This window comes from Nonomuraea solani (genome assembly GCF_900108335.1).
GTDB lineage: Bacteria > Actinomycetota > Actinomycetes > Streptosporangiales > Streptosporangiaceae > Nonomuraea > Nonomuraea solani.
The window spans coordinates 706,226-725,612 of the sequence record NZ_FNVT01000002.1 but is presented as its reverse complement, the minus strand read 5'-3'; the positions used below and the strand labels follow the sequence as shown (position 1 = coordinate 725,612).

The 19,387-nt window shown below is 70.5% G+C and carries 23 protein-coding genes and 1 riboswitch; of the genes, 12 read left to right on the top strand and 11 right to left on the bottom strand.

Annotated features, from left to right (window positions below):
• Window positions 1-239 precede the first annotated feature (239 nt).
• The 3 genes from C4V41_RS09010 (at window position 240) to C4V41_RS09000 (ending at window position 1,807) form a co-directional block, all read left to right on the top strand.
• On the top strand, window positions 240-668 hold the full coding sequence (locus tag C4V41_RS09010) for a hypothetical protein (protein ID WP_103955285.1): 429 nt from the start codon (window positions 240-242) through the stop codon (window positions 666-668).
• 134 nt (window positions 669-802) lie between these two features.
• Window positions 803-1,177, top strand: coding sequence for a VOC family protein (locus tag C4V41_RS09005; RefSeq protein WP_103955284.1), 375 nt, complete (start codon window positions 803-805; stop codon window positions 1,175-1,177).
• Window positions 1,178-1,231: 54 nt separating this feature from the next.
• Window positions 1,232-1,807: an HD domain-containing protein gene (locus C4V41_RS09000; RefSeq protein ID WP_103955283.1), complete on the top strand. Its 576-nt coding sequence runs from the start codon at window positions 1,232-1,234 to the stop codon at window positions 1,805-1,807.
• 50 nt (window positions 1,808-1,857) lie between these two features.
• On the opposite strand, the gene C4V41_RS08995 is transcribed toward C4V41_RS09000, so the two are convergent.
• Window positions 1,858-3,204 carry an ankyrin repeat domain-containing protein gene (locus tag C4V41_RS08995; protein WP_235029994.1) on the bottom strand — a complete coding sequence of 449 codons (1,347 nt, stop codon included), beginning with the start codon at window positions 3,202-3,204 and terminating at the stop codon, window positions 1,858-1,860.
• A 185-nt stretch (window positions 3,205-3,389) separates the two neighbouring features.
• Here C4V41_RS08995 and C4V41_RS08990 point away from each other — a divergent pair, with 185 nt between their 5' ends.
• Window positions 3,390-4,103, top strand: coding sequence for a DUF1707 SHOCT-like domain-containing protein (locus C4V41_RS08990; protein WP_103955282.1), 714 nt, complete (start codon window positions 3,390-3,392; stop codon window positions 4,101-4,103).
• A 137-nt stretch (window positions 4,104-4,240) separates the two neighbouring features.
• Here the strand turns inward: C4V41_RS08990 and C4V41_RS08985 are convergent, their stop codons facing one another.
• Window positions 4,241-4,837 (bottom strand): TetR/AcrR family transcriptional regulator, encoded by a 597-nt coding sequence (locus C4V41_RS08985; protein ID WP_103955281.1) that lies wholly within the window; start codon window positions 4,835-4,837, stop codon window positions 4,241-4,243.
• A 115-nt stretch (window positions 4,838-4,952) separates the two neighbouring features.
• Here C4V41_RS08985 and C4V41_RS08980 point away from each other — a divergent pair, with 115 nt between their 5' ends.
• Window positions 4,953-5,459, top strand: a complete 507-nt coding sequence (locus C4V41_RS08980; protein ID WP_103955280.1) for a SigE family RNA polymerase sigma factor — start codon at window positions 4,953-4,955, stop codon at window positions 5,457-5,459.
• Window positions 5,456-6,163, top strand: coding sequence for a hypothetical protein (locus tag C4V41_RS08975; protein ID WP_103955279.1), 708 nt, complete (start codon window positions 5,456-5,458; stop codon window positions 6,161-6,163). Before C4V41_RS08980 ends, C4V41_RS08975 begins: the two co-directional genes overlap by 4 nt.
• Here C4V41_RS08975 and C4V41_RS08970 read toward each other — a convergent pair.
• The 4 genes from C4V41_RS08970 to C4V41_RS66050 all read right to left on the bottom strand — a co-directional run bounded on the left by C4V41_RS08970 (window position 6,149) and on the right by C4V41_RS66050 (window position 9,667).
• Window positions 6,149-6,895: a sirohydrochlorin chelatase gene (locus tag C4V41_RS08970; RefSeq protein WP_235029993.1), complete on the bottom strand. Its 747-nt coding sequence runs from the start codon at window positions 6,893-6,895 to the stop codon at window positions 6,149-6,151. The genes C4V41_RS08975 and C4V41_RS08970 overlap by 15 nt on opposite strands.
• A gap of 23 nt (window positions 6,896-6,918) precedes the next feature.
• Window positions 6,919-7,647 (bottom strand): phosphoadenylyl-sulfate reductase, encoded by a 729-nt coding sequence (locus C4V41_RS08965; protein WP_103955277.1) that lies wholly within the window; start codon window positions 7,645-7,647, stop codon window positions 6,919-6,921.
• 136 nt (window positions 7,648-7,783) lie between these two features.
• Window positions 7,784-9,472: a nitrite/sulfite reductase gene (locus C4V41_RS08955; protein ID WP_103955275.1), complete on the bottom strand. Its 1,689-nt coding sequence runs from the start codon at window positions 9,470-9,472 to the stop codon at window positions 7,784-7,786.
• 111 nt (window positions 9,473-9,583) lie between these two features.
• Entirely contained in the window at window positions 9,584-9,667 is an 84-nt protein-coding gene (locus C4V41_RS66050; RefSeq protein WP_311132608.1) for a putative leader peptide, read from the bottom strand.
• Between the two features lie 243 nt (window positions 9,668-9,910).
• Between C4V41_RS66050 and C4V41_RS08950 the strand changes: the two genes are divergently transcribed.
• From C4V41_RS08950 to glyA, 4 genes are all read left to right on the top strand, one after another.
• Window positions 9,911-10,675 carry a TIGR03084 family metal-binding protein gene (locus C4V41_RS08950; protein WP_103955274.1) on the top strand — a complete coding sequence of 255 codons (765 nt, stop codon included), beginning with the start codon at window positions 9,911-9,913 and terminating at the stop codon, window positions 10,673-10,675.
• 54 nt (window positions 10,676-10,729) lie between these two features.
• Window positions 10,730-11,104, top strand: coding sequence for a YccF domain-containing protein (locus C4V41_RS08945; RefSeq protein ID WP_103955273.1), 375 nt, complete (start codon window positions 10,730-10,732; stop codon window positions 11,102-11,104).
• Between the two features lie 57 nt (window positions 11,105-11,161).
• The gene (locus tag C4V41_RS08940; protein WP_103955272.1) at window positions 11,162-12,094 is read left to right on the top strand and encodes a YihY/virulence factor BrkB family protein; all 933 of its coding nucleotides are present in this window, start codon (window positions 11,162-11,164) and stop codon (window positions 12,092-12,094) included.
• 212 nt (window positions 12,095-12,306) lie between these two features.
• A riboswitch (ZMP/ZTP riboswitch) is annotated at window positions 12,307-12,389 on the top strand.
• Between the two features lie 17 nt (window positions 12,390-12,406).
• Window positions 12,407-13,657 carry a serine hydroxymethyltransferase gene (gene glyA, locus C4V41_RS08935; RefSeq protein ID WP_103955271.1) on the top strand — a complete coding sequence of 417 codons (1,251 nt, stop codon included), beginning with the start codon at window positions 12,407-12,409 and terminating at the stop codon, window positions 13,655-13,657.
• A gap of 97 nt (window positions 13,658-13,754) precedes the next feature.
• Here glyA and C4V41_RS08930 read toward each other — a convergent pair whose 3' ends face one another.
• The 4 genes from C4V41_RS08930 to C4V41_RS08915 form a co-directional block, all read right to left on the bottom strand.
• Window positions 13,755-13,994 (bottom strand): hypothetical protein, encoded by a 240-nt coding sequence (locus C4V41_RS08930; protein WP_103955270.1) that lies wholly within the window; start codon window positions 13,992-13,994, stop codon window positions 13,755-13,757.
• A 166-nt stretch (window positions 13,995-14,160) separates the two neighbouring features.
• A complete protein-coding gene (locus C4V41_RS08925; protein WP_160150225.1) occupies window positions 14,161-15,375 on the bottom strand; it encodes a CHRD domain-containing protein in 1,215 nt (404 codons plus the stop codon).
• A 213-nt stretch (window positions 15,376-15,588) separates the two neighbouring features.
• Complete coding sequence (locus tag C4V41_RS08920; protein WP_160150224.1) at window positions 15,589-16,320, bottom strand: anti-sigma factor family protein; 732 nt, start codon at window positions 16,318-16,320, stop codon at window positions 15,589-15,591.
• A complete protein-coding gene (locus C4V41_RS08915) occupies window positions 16,317-16,865 on the bottom strand; it encodes a sigma-70 family RNA polymerase sigma factor (protein ID WP_268808561.1) in 549 nt (182 codons plus the stop codon). Before C4V41_RS08915 ends, C4V41_RS08920 begins: the two co-directional genes overlap by 4 nt.
• A 284-nt stretch (window positions 16,866-17,149) precedes the next feature.
• Here C4V41_RS08915 and rsgA point away from each other — a divergent pair, with 284 nt between their 5' ends.
• Together rsgA and C4V41_RS08905 are read left to right on the top strand one after the other, a co-directional pair.
• Entirely contained in the window at window positions 17,150-18,247 is a 1,098-nt protein-coding gene (gene rsgA, locus C4V41_RS08910; RefSeq protein WP_103955267.1) for a ribosome small subunit-dependent GTPase A, read from the top strand.
• A 100-nt stretch (window positions 18,248-18,347) separates the two neighbouring features.
• Window positions 18,348-18,974 (top strand): phosphoribosyltransferase, encoded by a 627-nt coding sequence (locus C4V41_RS08905; protein ID WP_103955266.1) that lies wholly within the window; start codon window positions 18,348-18,350, stop codon window positions 18,972-18,974.
• A 6-nt stretch (window positions 18,975-18,980) separates the two neighbouring features.
• Here the strand turns inward: C4V41_RS08905 and C4V41_RS08900 are convergent, their stop codons facing one another.
• Window positions 18,981-19,352, bottom strand: coding sequence for an ATP-binding protein (locus tag C4V41_RS08900; protein ID WP_160150223.1), 372 nt, complete (start codon window positions 19,350-19,352; stop codon window positions 18,981-18,983).
• Window positions 19,353-19,387: the final 35 nt, after the last annotated feature.

The following is a 19,387-nucleotide window of genomic DNA, read 5'->3' as shown; positions in this document are numbered from 1 at the left end:
CGTGTTATCGCCACCTTCTGTGGGTCTCTGTCCTGCGTGCTCCGCCCGCCGCGCCGCGTCCAAGCGCAAAAGGATTTGACGGGCTGTTTGGATTCGTGGAGGTAAATACGATTCTGTCCGTGGGTACGTCTGCCATTGTCCGAGTGCTTGGAGAAATGGGCGCCGGATTCCGGGTCGATTCACCCATGAACGGAAAGATGCACGTGAATACCAAAAATCCGCAAACGCGTAGTCGTATCGTGACACTCGTTCTGGCCGGTGCGGCCGCCGGTGCCATGCTCCTTCCGCTGGGCCAGGGGACCGCCGGCGCGAGCGCAGGCGCAGCCGTCGTTCCGACCGGCGTCGGGGTCGCCACCGACGAGAAGCCGGTGCTCGGCTGCGGCTGGCGCCGCCGCTGCGGCCACGGCTGGGGCAACCGCTGGTGGGGCGGCCACAAGGGGCACCACGGCTGGGGCCACCACCGCGGATGGGGCGGCGGCCACAAGCACGACAACGCGAAGTGGGACCCGTTCCAGGGCCACAAGGAGCCGGTGAAGCCGCCGGTGAAGGAGGAGCCGGTCAAGGAGGAGCCGGTCAAGGAGCCGGAGAAGCCCGACACGCACGACCACGAGGGCGGCGACTGGTCGCCGTTCGACGAGTGGTCGCCCTTCGGCGGCTACGGAGACTGACGCGCCGCCCGGGGAGGCCGGGCAACGCTTCCTCGAAACGGTCGATGACGAATGCCGTGGCCCGGCGGCCACGGCATTCGCCATCCCCCTGGTTCAAGGAGTCGGGGAGCGGCGCCCGGGGTAGGGAAGATCGCATGGCATGCCGCATGAGCGAGTTGGTGCTCGACTGCCGCGACCCCGAGGCGCTCGCCCGCTTCTGGTGCGAGGTCCTCGGTTACGTCGTACTCGGCCGGGAGGGCGACGGCAGCGTCGAGATCGGTCCCCAGGAGGGCTTCGGTGGCCTCCAGCCGACCCTCGTGCTCAGCCCGAGCGACGAGCCCAAGACCGGCAAGCTGCGCCTGCACATCGACGTCAACGCCACCGACCGCGACCAGGACGCCGAGCTCCAGCGCCTGCTCGCCGCGGGCGCCACGACAGCCGACGTCGGCCAGAGCGGCATGGAGAGCTGGCACGTGCTCGCCGACTCGGAGGGCAACGAGTTCTGCCTGCTGCGCACCCGTCTCGACTGACCGCGCGGGCCGGGACCGTCGTTTAGGCTCTGCGCATGACGAGAGGGGGTCCTCGTGGCGGGTGACGTGACAGGTCTGGCGGGGCTGCTGTACGAGTTCGGCTTGCTCAAGCGCTACAAGCGGACCGGGTGGCTGGTCGCGGGCGTACGCGATCCCGAGAGCATCGCCGAGCACTCGTTCCGCGCGGCCGTCATCGCCGGCATGATCGCCAGGCTCGAAGGCGGCGACCCGGAGCGGGCGGCGTTCATGAGCCTGTTCCACGACACGCAAGAGACCCGCATCACCGACATCCCCTACATCGGCAAGCGCTACCTCAAGGCCGCCTCCAACGAGGACGTCACCGCCGACCAGGTGCGCGGCGTGCCCGACGCGGTGGCCGACATGGTGAGCGGCGCGGTGGGCGAATACGAGGCGAAATCCAGTCTGGAGGCCGTCTGCGCGCGCGACGCCGACAAGCTGGAGTGCCTCATCCAGGCGGTCGAATACCGCGAGCAGGGCCACCAGAACGTCCAGGGCTGGATCGACAGCTCGCTCGCGGCGATCACGACGGAGACGGGCAAGCGCCTGGCCGAGGAGGCGCTGAGCACGGGGACCCTGGAATGGGTGTCCCGCGTGCTCAACGGCGACTGAGACCGGGCGTCCGGCCCCGGCGTGTCGGCGCCTTCGGCGCCCGGACGGTCTTATTCGGCGGCCGGGTTGGTGACGAGGTCGCGGGCGTACTCGTCGTCGCTCTCCGCCAGCACCCGCCGCACGCCCACCGTGGCGCGCTCGTCGCCGCGGGCCGACAGCCCGCGCGTGGCCTCGGCCACCGTGCGCAGGTCGGAGTCGGTCAGCCGGGCCGCCAGGGCCTCCCTGATCAGCGGCGTGTCGTCGGCCAGCCCGGCGAGCCCGGAGGTGGCCCAGTCGCGGACCTCCGAGTCCTCGTCCTCGGTCATCGCGATGAGCAGTGCCAGCCCCTCCTCGTGATCCGGCGGCAGCACGTCGGCCAGCGCGATCGGGTCCGTCATCGTGCGCTTGTGCCCGGGACGTCCCAGGACGTCCAGCACGTACGGCAGCGCCCGCGGATCGCCCTGATGCCCGAGCGCCGCCAGGACCGAGCGCAGCACCTGCGGGTTGCCCTCCGTGGTGACCATCTTCTGCAGCAGGCCCAGCGTCCTGTCGAGGAAGGGCTTCTCACCGTCCGCGAACCCGAACTGGGCGATCGCGTCCACGCCGAACTCCCGCTCCCTGGCGTCCTCGCTCACGCACAGCCGGGCCAGCGCCTCGTAGGTCTCCTCGTCGGCCCGCTTGCCCAGCGTGTCGGCCACGATCCACCAGGTCTCGGCGTCCTCGTCGATGTCGCGGTGCGCGAGGGCCCGCGCCACGAGCTGCTCCACCGGCGTGTACGCGCCCGTCACCTCCTCCAGCAGGGTCGCGATGGCCGCGTGGCCGCGCTGGGCCTGCACCTCCTCGCTCTCCTCACCGTCGGCGGAGCGACCGGCCACCGTGACGAGCTCGGTGCCGTCCTTGGCGTATTGACGGCCCACGACGTATTCCCAGCCGTCCTGCTGGATCCGGTCGAGCAGCGCGGTCTCCAGGTGCACGCCCACCCAGTCGACGGCGATGTCCAGCGGCGTGTCGCCGTCGCCGTCGTACTTCCCGGCATCGGCCCCCGCCTCAAGCAGCACCTGCACGACGCCGAGCGCGCCACGCCTGGCGGCCAGCGAAAGGGGGGTGTCGCCGTCGTCGTTGGCCGTGTCGGTCTCGGCGCCGGCCTCGATCAGCGCCTTGGCGACGGCGGCGTGGCCGTTGGCGGCGGCCCAGAGCAGCGCCGTCCAGCCGCCGCTCTCCCGGCCGTTGACATCGGCGCCGGCCGCGAGCAGCACATCGGCCACTTCGGTACGGTCCCAGGCGGCGGCCGCGCACAGCGCCAGCCCCTCCTCTTCGCCTTCACTGGCGGTGTTCGGATCGGCGCCACTGGCGAGCAGCTTGCCCACGGTCTCGGATTCGCCGTTCAACGCCGCGCGGTAGAGCTGTTCCTCATGCATGACAGGGACCCTAGCGTGGTCCGGCCGCGCCACCGGGCCAAGCCAGGGTCCCGTGTCATGGCGTGGTACGCGCCCCGCCCATGGACCGGTTCAAAAGTACTGAAGAATGTGCGTGTTTCGAGGGATGCGAGGTTTCCTCCCAGAGGAGGAGCTTCAATCCGGGCAAGACGCGATATGTTGCGAGTATGACTGATTTCGGGGAGGTCCGCGCGTCGGACGCCGAACGCGAGGCCGTCGTCGAACAGCTCCGTGTCGCCTCGGTCGAGGGCCGGCTCACGCTCGCCGAGCTGACCGACCGCACTGAGGCCGCCTACACCGCGACCACCCACGCCGACCTGGCCCTGCTCACCCAGGACCTGCCCGCGGCGGGCACCGCCCCCGCCCCCCTGCCCGTGCCGGCCGGCGAGGGCAGGAAGCGACGGTGGTTCGTGGGCGTCATGGGCGACTCCAAGCGGCGCGGCACCTGGCGGATCGACCAGGAGCTGGGTGCGGTCGCGGTGATGGGGGACGTGGTGCTCGACCTGCGCGAGGCCGAGGTGCGCACGAACACGGTCGACATCCTGGCCGTCTCCGTGATGGGCGACGTCAAGATCATCGTGCCCGATGGGGTGAACGTGGACCTCGAAGGCGTCGCGATCATGGGCGACAAGCGGGTGAACGTCCTGGAGGGGCCGCCCGGCACGAACGTGCCCGTGGTGCGGGTGAAGGCGTACGCGGTGATGGGGGACGTCAAGGTGATCGGCGACTCGCACGCCAAGCCGCTGCAGCGCGGGTTCGCGGCCTGGCGCGAGCACTGGCGGCGGCTGCACGGGGAGGACTGGCGCGAGATGAGCCGCCAGCTCCGGGCGGACGGCCGCGAGCTCCGCCGCCGGCTCGGCGACGACCACCGCGGCTACTGACCCATCCCCCTCCGACCAGCCAGGGGACATGTGGCGGCGTCACCCGTCGCACTCCGGTGGAGGTCCTTTCGCCGGAGGGGAGGCGGACACAGGCCGGCCGTCCTCCCCGCAGCGGCGTTCGATGGGCCGGGCGGCTCCTACCTGCCCTGGAGGTGGGTGGCGGCGAAGTTGAGCGCCGTCCGCAGGGCGGCCTGGATTTCGGTGGTGGGCAGGCCCTGGCGGAGGGCGGCCTCGGCGGTGGCGCTGACGGCGCCCACGGCCGCGCCCACGACGGCGGCGGCCGTGACCTCGTCCAGCTCGCCGGGAAAGGCGCGCACCAGGGCGTCGGCCAGGTCGGTGTGGGCGGCGATCAGCCCCTGCAGGAGCCGGGCCCGTAGAGAGGGCTCCTCGGCCGCCAGCCGGGCCCTGGCGGCGGCCAGGCCGCTCGGCAGGTCGTGCTCCGCCACGTCGGCCACCATCGCCGCCAGCGCCGCCCCGAGAACCGATCCGACCGACTGCCCCGGCTCCCGCGCCCCGACGGCCGCCAGCCCCTTTTCGACGCGCGCCCGGGCGTTGCCCAGCAGCACGTCCTCCTTGGCGGGGAAGTGCAGGAAGAACGTGCGCGTCGACATGCCTGCCGCGGCGGCGATCTCGGCCACCGTGGTCCGCTCGTAACCCTGCTCCCCGAACAACCGCACCGCCGCCTCGACCAGCGCGACCCTGGTGCGTTCCTTCTTCTCCTCCCGCAGCCCCATGCCGCCGACATTACTACACTCGATGTAGCGAAATTTCGGCTCTGAAGAGATGCAACACGACGGCCCTCCCAACGCGTAGTGATCGGTGAACGCCATCGGACAGTGAGGACCTCCCATGCGGGATCGAGCCGACTTCGAGCGCTACGTCGAGCAGCGTTCGGCCCGCCTGCTGCGCACGGCGTACCTGCTGTGCCGTGACTGGGCCACGGCGGAGGACCTGCTGCAGACGGCGCTGGCCCGCGCCTGGCTGGCCTGGCGCCGCGTCGGCGCGAACCCCGACCCGTACGTCTACCGCATCCTCACCAACACCCACGCCTCCTGGTGGCGGCGCCGGTGGCGGGGCGAGGTGGCGACGGGCGAACTGCCCGACAGCGCCTGTCCCGGCGACGTGGCGGCCGAGTTCGGCACCCGTGACGCGCTCAGGGCCGCGCTGGCCGCCCTGCCGGCCAAACAGCGGGCGGTCATCGTGCTGCGGTACTTCGAGGACCTGCCGGACGAGGCCATCGCCGGCATCGTCGGCTGTTCGGTGGCCACCGTCCGCAGCCAGGCCAGCCGCGCGCTGGCCAAGCTGCGGCTCGATCCGGCGGCCAGGGCCGCCATAGAGACGGGGAGCCCCTCATGACGACCGGACAAGAGCAGGAGCTGCGTGAGCTGCTCGAAAGCGACAGCGTGGACGGTCCCCGTGGGGGCGTGACCGTCGCGGACGTGGACCGGCGGGTACGCCGCATCCGGGGGCGGCGCGGCCGGGCGGCGGGTTCGATCGCCCTGGCGGCGCTGGCGGTCGTGGCGGTGGCGAACCTGCCGCGCGCCGAGACCGCGCCCAGGGACGTCTGGTCGGGCACACTCGCCCAGCCGTCCGGCAAGGCCGTCCCGTTCGACGGGCTCGCCGGTAAGGCGATCCCGTTCGACCACGACTTCGACCGCGGTGGCAAGGCCGAGACGCTGCGGTTCACGTCCTCGGCCAGGAAGGTGAGCTTCATGGTCCGCTGCCCGGCCGGCGGTTACGCGCTGATCTGGGTCAACGGCCTGCTCACCGCTGGGGGAAGATGCGACCAGACCGCGCTCGCGCCGCCCTACCGGTTCGGCGACGCGGCCGTCAGCACCGAGGGCGCCAACGAGCTGACGGCGGCCCTCCTGCCCGTGTCCGCGGGCGCGGAGCCGATGAGCGAGCGGCGCGCCAAAGAGCTGCTGGCCCAGGCGGTGCCGTTCGCCGCCGGGTGGCGGGTGTCCGTGGTGAAGGAGGCGACCGCCGGCTGCCCGTACGGGGTCGTCCCGATCGACCCCGGCACCGGCAAGATCGATGTGTCCTGCTCAGCCCGCCAGTGACACCGGCTGCCGCTGGGCCGCCTCGTAACGTTCCAGCAGCACCTCGGCCAGCTCGGGAGCCGGGCCCAGCACGTCCGCCACGACCTCGGCGCCCGCCTCCAGGGTGCCGCGCCGTACCTTGTCGGCGAAGTAGCCGGGAGCCAGCAGGTACGGCGCCACGACCACCCTCGGCGCGCCGGCCCGCCTGAGCGCCGCGACCGCCTCGGCGGGGGTGGGCGAGGCCGCGGACGCGTACGCCGGCGTCACCGTCCACCACCCGGAACGCCGCCACTGCCGCGCCAGCTTCGCGATCACCCCGTTGGCCCTGGCGTCGCTCGAACCCGCCGACACCAGCACCACCGCCGTGTCGGGGTCGCCCGCGGGCACGCCCGCCTCGGCCAGCCGCCGCTCCAGCGCGGTCAGCAGCAGCGGGTGCGGGCCCAGCGTGTGGCCGTAGTGGACGCGCAGCCGCGGGTCGCGGGCGCGTGCCTCGTTCAGGACCGCCGGCAGGTCCACCCGGCTGTGGTAGGCCTCGGTGAGCAGCAGCGGCAGCACCACGGCCTCCTCCAGGCCGCGCAGCGCCTGCCCGAGCGTGGGGGCGCAGTGGTCCAGGTAGGCCACCCGGACGTCCAGGGGCACGCGGTCGGTCAGCGCGTCGAGCAGCGCGGCCACGGTGGCGGCGGCGCGCGGGTCGCGGGACCCGTGCGCCACCGCCACCAGTGGCACGCGGCCGGGGGCCGTCCCGTCTGCCAACGGGACGGGACCCCTGCTGGGGATCACAGGTGAATGCCGCATTCGACCTTCCCCAGGCCCGCCCAGCGTCCGCTGCGCGGATCCTCACCCTCGGCGACCTGGCGCGTGCACGGGGCGCAGCCGATCGAGGGGTAGTTGTCATAGTGCAACGGGTTGATCAGCACCCCGTTGTCGGCGATGTAGTTGTCGACGTCCTCCTGCGTCCAGGCGGCGATCGGGTTGACCTTCACCATCTGCCGCTTGGCGTCCCACTCCACGACCTTGGTGTTCGTCCGGCTGGACGACTCGTCGCGCCGGATGCCGGAGACCCACGCCAGGTACGGCTCCAGCGCCCGGTTCAGCGGCTCCACCTTGCGCAGGTAGCAGCACAGGTCCGGGTTGCGCCCGAACAGGCGGGGACCGAGGTCGCGATCCTGCTCCTCGACCGTCCGCGACGGCTTGATGTCGATCACGTTGACGTCATAGACCTGCTGAACGGCGTCCCGCGTGCCGACCGTCTCGGCGAAGTGGTAGCCGGTGTCGATGAACAACACGTCCACGCCGGGTTTGACCCTGCTCACGAGGTCGATGAGCAGGGCGTCGCTCATCGAGGAGGTCAGGCACAGCCGGTCGCCGAACGTCGCCGCCGCCCAGCGGATGATCTCCCTGGCGGGGGCGCCCTCAAGGAACGTGGCGGCGGACTCGACGATGTCCTGCAGGTCGAGTGCGCCGCGCTGTTGTCTGAGACCCACCTCGATGTCGACGAGCGTCATATCTTCACTCCGATCCCAAGAAATTTCAGCTTGAAGGCACGAGCGCAGGCGCGGCAGTACCAGCCGCCGTCGCCCTCATAGGGCTCCAGGTCCTCGTCGCCGCAGTAGGGGCAGTGGAAGGGAACCGCTCGTGTGGTCATTTCAGGTCGGCCTCGTCTGCTCGCTGGACCCAGTCGGCGAACGTCTCGCCTTCCTTCTTCTGGCCGTCGTAGTTGGACACGACGCGTGACACGTAGTCGGGCAGCGCCTTGGCGGTGGTCTTGAGCCCGCGTACCTTCCTGCCGAACCCGGCGTTGACGCCGAGCGAGCCGCCCAGGTGGATCTGGAAGCCCTCGACCTGGTCGCCGTTCTCGTCGACGACGAGCTGGCCCTTCAGGCCGATGTCGGCGACCTGGATGCGGGCGCAGGAGTTGGGGCAGCCGTTGACGTTGATGGTCAGCGGCTCCCGGAAGTCGGGCAGCCGCCGCTCCAGCTCGTCGATCAGGTCCATGGCGGTGGCCTTGGTCTCGACGATGGCGAGCTTGCAGTATTCGATGCCGGTGCAGGCCATCGTCTGGCGGCGGAACGTGGAGGGGTTGACCTGCAGGTCGTTGGCCTCCAGCTCGGCCACGATGGAGTCGACTTGATCGGCGGCGATGTCGAGGACGACCATCTTCTGCTCGACCGTGGTGCGGACCCGGCCGGAGCCGTGCCGCTCGGCGATGTCGGCGATCAGGTGCAGCTTGTCGCCGTCGACCCGGCCGACCTTGGGGGTGAAGCCGACGTAGAAGTTGCCGTCCTTCTGCGGGTAGACGCCCACGTGGTCACGCCGGTTGCTGCGCGGCAGCTCGGGCGCGGGCCCGTCGGGCAGGGTCTCCTTGAGATATTCGGTCTCCAGGATCTCCCTGAACTTCTCCGGTCCCCAGTCGTTGACCAGGAACTTGATGCGGGCCCGGTGCCGCAGCCGCCGGTAGCCGTAGTCGCGGAAGATCCCGACGATGCCCTCGTGCACGTCGGCCGCCTTCTCGGGGCTGACGAACACGCCCAGCCGCTTGGCCAGCATCGGGTTGGTCGAAAGACCACCGCCGACCCACACGTCGTAGCCGGCCTCGCCGTGCTCGTTGACCACGCCGACGAACGCCACGTCGTTGATCTCGTGCACCGTGCAGTGCGCCGGGCAGCCGCTCAGCGCCGTCTTGAACTTGCGCGGCAGGTTCGAGTACGCCGGGTTGCCGACGACCCGGTCGTAGACCTCGCCGATCTGGTCGGTCGCGTCGAGCACCTCGTCGGTGTCGATCCCGGCCAGCGGGCAGCCCATGATCACACGAGGGGTGTCGCCGCACGCCTCGGTGGTGGACAGCCCCACGGCCTCCAGACGCTCCCAGATGTCCGGCACCGACTCGATCTCGATCCAGTGGAGCTGGATGTTCTGGCGGTCGGTGATGTCGGCGGTGCCGCGGCCGTACTCGTTGGAGATGTCGGCGATCGTGCGGAGCTGGGCCAGGTCGAGCTGACCGCCGTCGATGCGCACGCGGAGCATGAAGTAGCGGTCGTCGAGCTCCTCCGGCTCCAGGATCGCCGTCTTACCGCCGTCGATTCCGGGCTTGCGCTGGGTGTAGAGGCCGTACCAGCGCATGCGGCCGCGCAGGTCGGCCGGGTCGATGGAGTCGAATCCCCGCTTGGAGTAGATGTCGATGATGCGCTGGCGAACGTTGAGGCCGTCGTCGTTCTTCTTGTTCTCTTCGTTCTTGTTGAGCGGCTCTTGGTAACCGAGGGCCCACTGGCCTTCGCCGCGCGGGCGCTTGTGGTGCCGGCTGGCGGGGGTTCGGCTGGCAGGGGTGCTCATTGCGCGTCCTTAGGATCATGGGCGCGCGCAATGTCCCTCCTGCCTCATCGTCGAGTGCAGGGGTGGTGGCGAGGATTGCGACGCGCTCAGCGGGAAAACGACAAACGTGGGTTAGCGGGCGTCGCAACAGATGGCACTGCGGACACGCTGAAGATCGACGTGGCGTCGACCGACGAGCATGGGGTCCGCTGGCATGCTTTGAGATTACTCTGGCTGTCCGGGATGTCCAAGACGGGGTCCAGAGTGTGGGATCGGCTCAGCCTTGCCGGGGCCAGTCCAGGTCCGATTCGTGCGGCCGCTCCTGCGCCTGGTGCTGGCAGTCGCACCAGGAGCCGCCGCGGCAGTCTTCGTGCCGTTTGTCCTTGCAGCTCTCGCAGATCACCTTTCGCATTATTCTCCCCGAACGTCGTTCCGGTTAGGCTGACCCACGTGGAACTCATGGCCGAGTTGCTCGATGACCTGCGCGCCGAGACCGCCTCCCTCGAAGCGCTGCTCCAGCCCCTGCCGGACGCCGACTGGGAGCGGCCCACGCCGGCCGAGGGGTGGGCGATCCGCGACCAGGTGAGCCATCTGGCCTGGTTCGACGACGCCGCCGTGCTGGCCGCCACGGATCGGGCCGCCTACACCGCCTCGCTGGCGGGCTTCCGCTCGGTCGACGACCTCGCCGCGGAGTCGCGCGGGATGCCGCCGGGGGAGCTGTTCCACTGGTTCCGTACGTCCCGCGCCCGCAGCATTGAGACATTCGCCACTCTCGGCGCCCGCGACCGGCTGCCGTGGTTCGGGCCGGACATGTCGGCCGCCTCCTTCGTCACCGCCCGGCTGATGGAGACCTGGGCCCACGGCCAGGACGTGGCCGACGCGCTCGGCGTCACCCGGGAGCCGACGGACCGGCTGCGGCACGTGGCCATGCTGGGGGTGCGGGCCAGGCCGTACAGCTTCGCCGCCCACGGCCTGCCCGCCCCGGACGAGCCCGTACGCGTGGAGCTGACCCTCCCTGACGGCACCCCCTGGACGGCCGGGCCCGCGGACGCCGGCAGCGTGGTGCGCGGGACGATCCTCGACTTCTGCCTCGTCGTCACCCAGCGTGTCCACCTGTCCGACACCGGCCTGGAGGCGACGGGCGAGCCCGCGCGGGCCTGGCTGCGCATCGCCCAGGCGTTCGCCGGTGCCCCCGGGAAGGGACGGGCGCCCGCGTCAGGGTGAGACCAGGGTCATTCCGGATGACCTCGGTGGCATGATCGGTGACATGCTGTGAGCATGCGCACAATCCTGAACGTCATCTGGCTGGTGTTCGCGGGCATCTGGCTGGCCATGGGCTACGCGCTGGCCGGCATCATCTGCTGCATCCTCATTGTCACGATCCCGTTCGGTATCGCCTCGTTCAGAATCGCCGCGTACGCGCTGTGGCCCTTCGGCAGGACCGTGGAGCGCGACCCAGACGCCGGCGTGTTCTCCCTGTTCGGCAACATCATCTGGTTCGTGGTCGCGGGCATCTGGCTGGCCGTCGGGCACGTGGTCACCTCGATCCCGCTGTTCCTCTCGATCATCGGTATCCCGCTGGGCGTCGCGAACATCAAACTGATCCCGGTTTCGCTACTTCCTCTGGGCGCGCGCATCGTGGACAACGACTAGGGCAGGAGCGGGGACGTAAGCTGTCCCGAAGAGTCACTCCGAATACCGTTGGGTGCCATGACGTCCACCGATGCGCCGTCCCGGCCCAAGAAAGGGCTGGTCTCCCACGCCAGGAAGAGGCTTGACTGGGCGCTCGACACCAAGTCGTGGGCCATCGTACGGGCGGCCACGAACGCGGGCGTCGCCTATCGGGTGACCGGCCTGGCCGGCGAGGCCGCCTTCTTCGCGCTGCTGTCCCTGCCGCCGTTCGTGCTGGGCCTGCTGGGTGTGCTGGGCAAGCTCACCCCCTGGCTGGGGCCCAGCGTGGTCGCTCAGGTCAAGACCTGGGTGATCGAGCAGGCGGGCCTGCTGTTCACCGACGACGCGGTCAAGAAGGTGATCAACCCGCTCATCACCGACGTGCTCAGCGACGACGCGGGCAAGGTGTCGATCATCTCGCTGGGCTTCCTGCTGTCGCTCTGGTCCGGCTCCAGGGCCCTCTACGTGTACGTCGACCTCATCTCCGTCGCCTACGGGCTGGGGGAGGAGCGCGGCATCATCCGTACCCGGCTGATGTCGTTCGGCCTCTACGTCGTCGGCCTGATCATCGGCATCATCGTCATGCCGATCCTGGTCATCGGCCCGACGCTGCTCAAGGACGTGCTGCCCGCCGAGTTCGGCGTCATGGTCGACGTCCTCTACTGGCCGGTCGTGATCATCGGCTCGGTGCTGTTCCTCACCGTGCTCTACCACGTCAGCGTGCCCATACGCACGAAGTGGTACCGCGAGCTGCCGGGGGCCATCCTGGCGCTGTTCCTGTGGATCGTCTGCGCGGCGGTGCTGCGGGCGGTGCTGGCGGCCTGGTTCTCCCCGGTCTCGGTCTACGGCTCGCTGGCCGCGCCCATCGCGCTGCTGCTCTGGCTCTACATCACCGCGCTGGCCGTGCTCATCGGGGCGATCCTCAACGCCGAGGTGGACCGGCTCTGGCCGGGCGTGGGCCGGGCCAGCTAGCCCGATGCGGCCCGAGCCGGCCGCGCGTCATCGACTGGGGGAGATCAGTTGCAGCTCTGGGCCGTCTTCGACGGGGTGCCTGACGACGCGGAGTGGCTGGAGGTCAACCTCGGGCCGCTCGGGACGTTCAAGAACGTGGCGGTCACGGCCGCGTGACGACGCGTACCCGCTGATCACCAAGCGATGACCCCTCGTCACATCCGCTATCGTCTAGGGCGAGACGCGACTGGCGCATTGGGTGGGATCGACCACCGGGGAGCGAAAGGAGCGGAGGCCGTGCGCCTGGGTCTTCGCAGATTTGACAGGAGAATCATGAGTTCTCTCGCTAGCGTCGACCCGCAGATCGCCGAGCTCATCCAGGCGGAGGAGCGGCGGCAGGCCGACACCGTCAAGCTCATCGCGTCCGAGAACTACGTGTCCAAGGCCGTCCTTGAGGCCACCGGCACCGTGCTCACCAACAAATACTCCGAGGGTTACGCGGGCAAGCGTTACTACGAGGGCCAGCAGGTCATCGACCAGATCGAGACCGTGGCCATCGACCGCGCCAAGTCCCTGTTCGGCGTCCAGCACGCCAACGTGCAGCCCTACTCCGGCTCGCCGGCCAACCTCGCCATCTACATGGCGTTCCTGCAGCCCGGCGACACCGTGATGGGCATGGGCCTGCCGTTCGGCGGCCACCTCACGCACGGCTGGTCGGTCTCGGCCACCGGCAAGTGGTTCAACGCGGTCCGCTACGGCGTGCGCAAGGACACCGGCCGCATCGACCTCGACGAGGTCCGCGAGCTGGCGCTGGAGCACCGGCCGAAGCTGATCTTCTGCGGCGGCACCGCGATCCCGCGCACGATCGACTTCGAGGGCTTCGCCTCGATCGCCCGTGAGGTCGGCGCCGTGCTGGCGGCCGACATCGCCCACATCGCGGGCCTGGTCGCGGGCGGCGCGCACCCGTCGCCGGTGGGCCACGCCGACGTGATCTCGACGACCACGCACAAGACGCTGCGCGGCCCGCGCGGCGCCATGCTCATGGCCAGCGCCGACGAGCACGCCACGGCGCTCAACAAGGCCGTGTTCCCGGGGCTGCAGGGTGGTCCGCACAACCACACGACGGCCGCCATCGCCGTCGCGCTGCACGAGGCCGCCCAGCCGGCCTTCCGCGACTACGCGGCCCAGGTCGTGGCCAACGCCAAGGCGCTGGCCGACGAGCTGTCCTCGCGCGGCTTCGACCTGGTCTCGGGCGGCACGGACAACCACCTGATCCTGCTCGACCTGACGCCGAAGGGCATCGGGGGCAAGTCGGCCGCGCAGGCGCTCGACCGCGCCGGTCTGGAGACCAACTACAACACGGTGCCGTTCGACCCGCGCAAGCCGTTCGACCCGTCGGGCATCCGCATCGGCACGCCGTCGGTGACGTCGCGCGGCATGGGCGAGGCGGAGATGCGGCAGATCGGCGCGTGGATGGACGAGGTCGTCACGGCCGTCGCCAAGGGCGACGCGGAGGACGTCATCGCGCGCGTGCACCGCGAGGTCAGCGAGCTCACGGCGCAGTTCCCGGCTCCTGGTCTTTAAGATCTTCTTGTACGGCGGGCCGGCTCGACGCCGCCCGCCGTCCAGGTCAGAGGGCCTCCAGGGAGACGCCCTCTGACCCGCACGTGGCGGGCCGCCGTCACGGCTCCTTCTTGGCCGTGACGGTGGTTTCCATGATGCCCCCGCTGACGGTCGCCACCGGCACCACGTGGACATCCGGTTCGCGGGTTTCGCGGATCGCGTCGGCGTAGGTGCGGTGCGGCGCGATCCGCGTCCCGGCCCGCGAGGCCGTCCGGTACGGCCGTTGCGACCCCACCTTCGCCGGACAGACGGCCGACGAGCCGCTGCGGATCGCGAAATGGACCGTGGTGTCGCGCATGACAGCGCCCCGCCGCACGGGCTCCGTGTGCGGCGGGGCGCTGGTCGCGAGCGGGGCGGGCCGGAGTGCCCCGTCGCGGTGGCCGAACCGTGGCCCGGGGGACTGGGCCGGTTCGACCGGGAATGGCCTGCCAGGGGGACGGGACCGAATCGCCCCCCGGGCCGGCCTAGCCCAGGAAGATGTAGTCGGCCCCGTACGGGACCCTGGCCTCGGTGCCCGGCTGGCAGGTGCCGGTGGGCGCGACGCCGCCGGTGGTGTTCAGGCGCAGGATCTGCGTGGCGTGCGCGAGCAGGCCGGTGTTCGCGCCCGACTGGGTGGCGTCGAGGAGCAGCTCGGGGAGGTGGCCGTCGTTCGGCGTCCTGGTGACGACCGCGCCGCGCACCGCGCTGTCGTCGGGGGCGATCCACTGCGGCGGGCCGGAGGCGGGCGTCACGAACGAGTGGTCGATGTCGCGCCGCAGCGTGGCCGCCACGCCGAACTGGGTGAACCCGAAGCCGCCCGCGGGAAGCCGGGTGCAGGAGTAGATCTGCGCGCCGGTCAGCACCTCGGCGGTGAGGGCGCGGGGATGGGTGAAGGCGTCGCCGGAGAGCCGGCCGCGTACCGCGCCGCGCTTGAAGTCGGGTGTGTGCAGGTTCGTATAGTACGCGCCCGGGTCGGCGGCGATGCGCTTGACGACCTTGGCCGGGACCGGCGTCACCCCCGCGACGCCGGTCACGTTCTCGGGCAGGCCCTTCGTCTCGGCGAACAGGTCCGCGACCACCGCGCCGTTCCGGCCCGGCGCGCCCTTGTGCACATGGCCGTTGGTCACCCGGCCGAGCCCCGACCAGCGGGCGGTGTAGGCGATCGAGGACCCCGAGGGGCGCAGCCACCAGGTGGCCCGGCCGTCAGGGTCACCGGCCGGGACCTCCTGGGCGCCGTCCGCCCCGGCCGACAGCGTGGCCTGGTCGCTGCCGTGCAGCACCCCGCCGAGATCGACGGGCCTGCTCAGCCGGTGGAACTGCCCCCGCACCGCGCCCTTCGGATGCACCCGGTCGTGCAGGTTGGCGTAGAAACCGCCGGGATTGTCGACGAGCGCCTTGACGAGCTCGTTGTCGGCGGTGACGGTGCCGGTGACGCCGAGCACGGACTTGGGCAGGGCCGTGGTGAAGAAGGGCAGCTTGACGTCGCCGTTGACGCCCTTGGCGCCCTGGTGCACGTGACCGGCCATCGGGGTGCCGATCTTGTTCCACCGGACGGCGTACGAGACCTCGTTTCCGCTGATCTTGAGCACGACGGTCGACCGCCCGTCGGCGTCGCCCGCGTCGCCGACCTCATTGGCGCCGCGCAGCCCGGCGGCGAGGTAGACGTCGTCCCCTGAGGCATGCGCCGGCAAGGACGGCACGAACAACGCACCAGCCAATAAAACACCAGGAATCACGACTTTACGGATAGACATAATGAAACCTCTTAAAGGGCTCGATATTCCGGTCGGTACGGCAAGCAGTACGCACCGGTCCCCAGGGAGGTTCAATCCGCGAACCCGTAAATTTCCACATTCGTGTGAGGGCACGAAAAAGCCCTCCCACCAGGGGCGGGAGGGCTATCGGGTCGCCGGTCAGGCTTCGATGGTGAGCAACTTCTTACCTTCGGAGGTGACCACCTCGAACCGATCGATGTCCTTCAGCGGCGTCGCACTGCCGCCGTGCATGTAGAGCGGATCGGGCGATCCCGGCACTCCGTACCCGGCTGGAGGAACGGACCATCCGGTCATCACCCGGCGCTCGCCCGACTTGCCGACCGAGATCAGCTCGCACTCCAGTGGCCCCTTCACCCCGGCCAGCTTGAGCGCCGCGTGCGTGCCCCACCCCTTCGACTCCACGACCAGCCCGCCGGTCACCCCGTCGACGCCCTTGCCCTCGATCGGCTGGCCGCCGGCGTAGAACTGCTCGGCCGGGCCCATGTTCGTCCCCATGTGGCCGGTGTGCCCCTGGGCGACCTGGGGCGGGTCGTCCCCGCTGAGTTGCGTGCCGACGGTCAGCCCGCCGGCCACCAGCGTGACCGCGGCGGCCATGCCGATGACGAACGTCCCCCGGCGCGTCTTCCTGTCGGCCGTCTTCTTCCGCCGCAGCATGTCGATGACATCGCCTTGGCGCTCAAAGGACGGGGGATCGGCGTCCTCCACGGGGCCGATCCCGTTGAGCACGCTGGCCACCCCGGCCAGGTCCGATAGCTCGTAGCGGCAAGAGGGGCACCCGAGGAGATGCGTCTCGAAAGCCATCTTGTCGTCCTCGTCCAGCAATCCGAGCGCGTAGGCGCCCACGTCCGTGTGCTCGACTCTCGAAGTCACGCCGTCACCCCCCTCTCCTCCAATGCGATGCGCAACGCGCGTACGGCGTAGTAGACCCGGGACTTCACCGTGCCGACCGGGATGCCGAGCGCCACGGCGGCGTCATTGACCGACCGGTCCCGCAGGATCGTCTCGTTGAGGATCTCGCGGTGAGCCGGTGATAACGCCTTCAGCGCCTCTGACACGACCACCTGGTGCAGCATTCCCTCCATCTCGTCAGGCACGGGCACGCTCTCCAGCGGTCCATCGCCCGACTCCGGCGGCCGGGCTTCCCGGCGCCGCCGGTCATCGATCACGATACGTCTCGCGACCGTGGCTAGCCAGGGCATCAGCGAGACAGACTCCGGGTCCAGTTGTTCCGCACTACGCCAGGCCCGGATCATCGTCTCCTGCACCACATCTTCCGCCCACTGCCGATCGCCCGCGGTCAGCCGGATCACGAAGGCGAGCAGCGGCCTGTGATACTCCCGGTAGAGCGCGGACACGACCACCTCGTCGTCCGGGCGTACGCGCCGGATCCAGTGTCGTAAGCGCGGCTTGCCCATCGGGGCGGCTCCCTCGGCCGAGGGTGGGGGATACGTGCTGATTCGCATCATTCCCCTTTCTCAGTCCGTCGGCAGGTGGTACGGCCAGCCGCCCTGACACGGTTCAACGGATCGCGGAAGATAATCCGATTGCATCGCCGGAGACAGGTGCGTAGAGTCACCCCCGGAAACCGATCGAGGAGGTGGAGACATATGAGGGTCACCCTGTTCAGCGTGCCGTCCGTCCACCTCCGGGAGCTCCACTGAGCTGCCCGATTCCTTCTCGAATCAAAGGTTTCACCACGTTGTCTTACGATCTTTCCCTGCTCGGCTGGACCGAACTCCTGGCCGGCGGGCTGCCCGCTGACACCGTCCCCGCCCGCGTGTCCCGCGTCGATCGCGGCGCCGCCGAAGTGATCGCGGCGGACGGTCAGCATCACGTCAAATACAGCGCCCGGGTCCGCCGGGCATCCGCCGCCGATCCCGTCGCACTGCCGTGCGTGGGCGACTGGGTGGCGATCAGGTGGCTGCCCGAGGGCCGCTACGAGGTCGACGAGGTCCTGCCGCGGTCGACCGCGTTCGTCAGAGGCGGCGTGAGCCGCGACTCGGTCGGCGGCCTGTCGGGCGACGGCCAGGGCCAGGTGCTCGCGGCCAACGTCGACCTGGTCTTCGTGGCCGAGCCGTCGATGCACTCCACCGACTTCGCCGACCTCGGCCGCATCGAACGCCTGGTCGCCCTGGCCTGGGAGTCCGGCGGCACGCCCGTCGTGCTCATCACCAAGTCCGACCTGTTCGAAAAGGGCCTCGACGACCTGCTCGACGACGTACGCGCGGCAGCGCCCGGCGTCGCCGTGCACGCCGTCTCGTCCCTGCACGGCGACGGGGTGGAGCTCGTCGGCGAATATCTCGGCGGCTCCCGCACGGCCGTCATCCTCGGCCCGTCGGGCGCGGGCAAGTCCACGCTGGTCAACGCCCTGGCCGGGGGGACGGTCATGGACACCCAGCAAGTACGCGCCGCGGACGGCCGGGGCCGACACACCACCGTGCACCGGGAGCTGATCCCGCTGCCCGGGGGCGGGCTGATCATCGACACTCCGGGAATCCGCAGAATCGGCCTGTACGACATGGCCGAGGGCGTGGAGCTGGTCTTCTCCGACATCGAGGCGCTGGCCGAACTCTGTCGGTTCGGTGACTGCGGGCACACCGGGGAGCCGGGGTGCGCGGTGCTGGAGGCGCTGGAGAGCGGCCGGCTGCCGGAGCGGCGGCTGGTGAGCTGGCGCAAGCTGCAGCGGGAGGCGCAGTGGATGGCCTCCCGCACGGACGCGCGGCTCCGTAAGGAGCAGCAGAACAAGTGGAAGATCATCCACAAGGAGATGCGCCGCTCCGGCAGAAACCGGCCCTGACGGCTTGTCCGGGCGGCAGGGACCCCAGCCGCCCGGGCTCCGTTGCGCGGAGCGGGCGCGGAGAAGGCGAGGAGCGGGCGTCAGCGGGTAGGCACAGGTCATGGAGCTCTTCGCAGACCGGGCCGAGGCAGGAATGCTGCTGGCCGAGCGGCTGCGGGACGCGCACGACCCCGTGGTCCTGGCGCTGCCCCGCGGCGGGGTGGCGGTGGCCGCGCCCATCGCGCGCAGGCTCGACGCCCCGCTCGACGTCCTCGTGACCAGGAAGATCGGCTACCCGCCGGCGCCCGAGCTGGGCGTCGGCGCGATCGCCGAGGGTGGCGAGCCGGTGTTCGACGTGCCGCTGCTGCACCGCCTGGGCCTGACGCCCGAATCCGTCGCCGGCGTGGTCGAGCAGGAACGGCGCGAGCTGGCCCGGCGGGTCCGCGCCTACCGGGGTGACCGCCCGCTGCCCGCGCTGGAGGGCCGGGAGGTGATCGTGGTCGACGACGGCCTGGCCACCGGCGGCACCGCCAGGGCCGCGCTGCGGGCGCTGCATCCGGCCAAGCCCGCCAGGCTGACGCTGGCCGTGCCCGTCGGGGCGCGCGAGACCGTACACTCGCTGCGTCAGGAGGCCGACGAGGTGGTCGTGCTGCGGACTCCGGCCGACTTCCGGGCCGTCGGTCAGTGGTACGAGCTGTTCGACCAGCTCAGCGACGCCGACGTGCTCGATCTGCTCGACCGGGCCTGAGAGGGGTCAGCCGGCGATGACGGCCCAGACGATCTTGCGGGAGCCGCCGGGGGAGAGCCAGCCCCAGGCCGTGCAGAGGGCGTCCACGAGGCGCAGCCCGCGCCCGAACTCCGAGAAGACGTCGGGACTGGCCGCCACGGGTATCGTTCGAGTGTGGTCGGTCACCGCGCACGCCAGCTCGGCCCCGTGCGACAGCAACCGCAACTGGGCCGCCCCGCCGCCGTGCCGCATCGCGTTGGTCACCAGCTCCGAGACCACCAACTGGGCGTCGAAGGCCACGTCGAGCACGCCCCACGACGTGAGCGTCTGGTCGACGAACCGCCGGGCCGTCGCCACGCAGGCGGGCTCAAGAGCGGTCCGCTGGTGGAACGGGAACACCGCGTCGCACTCACCGGCATGCCCGTCTACCAGAA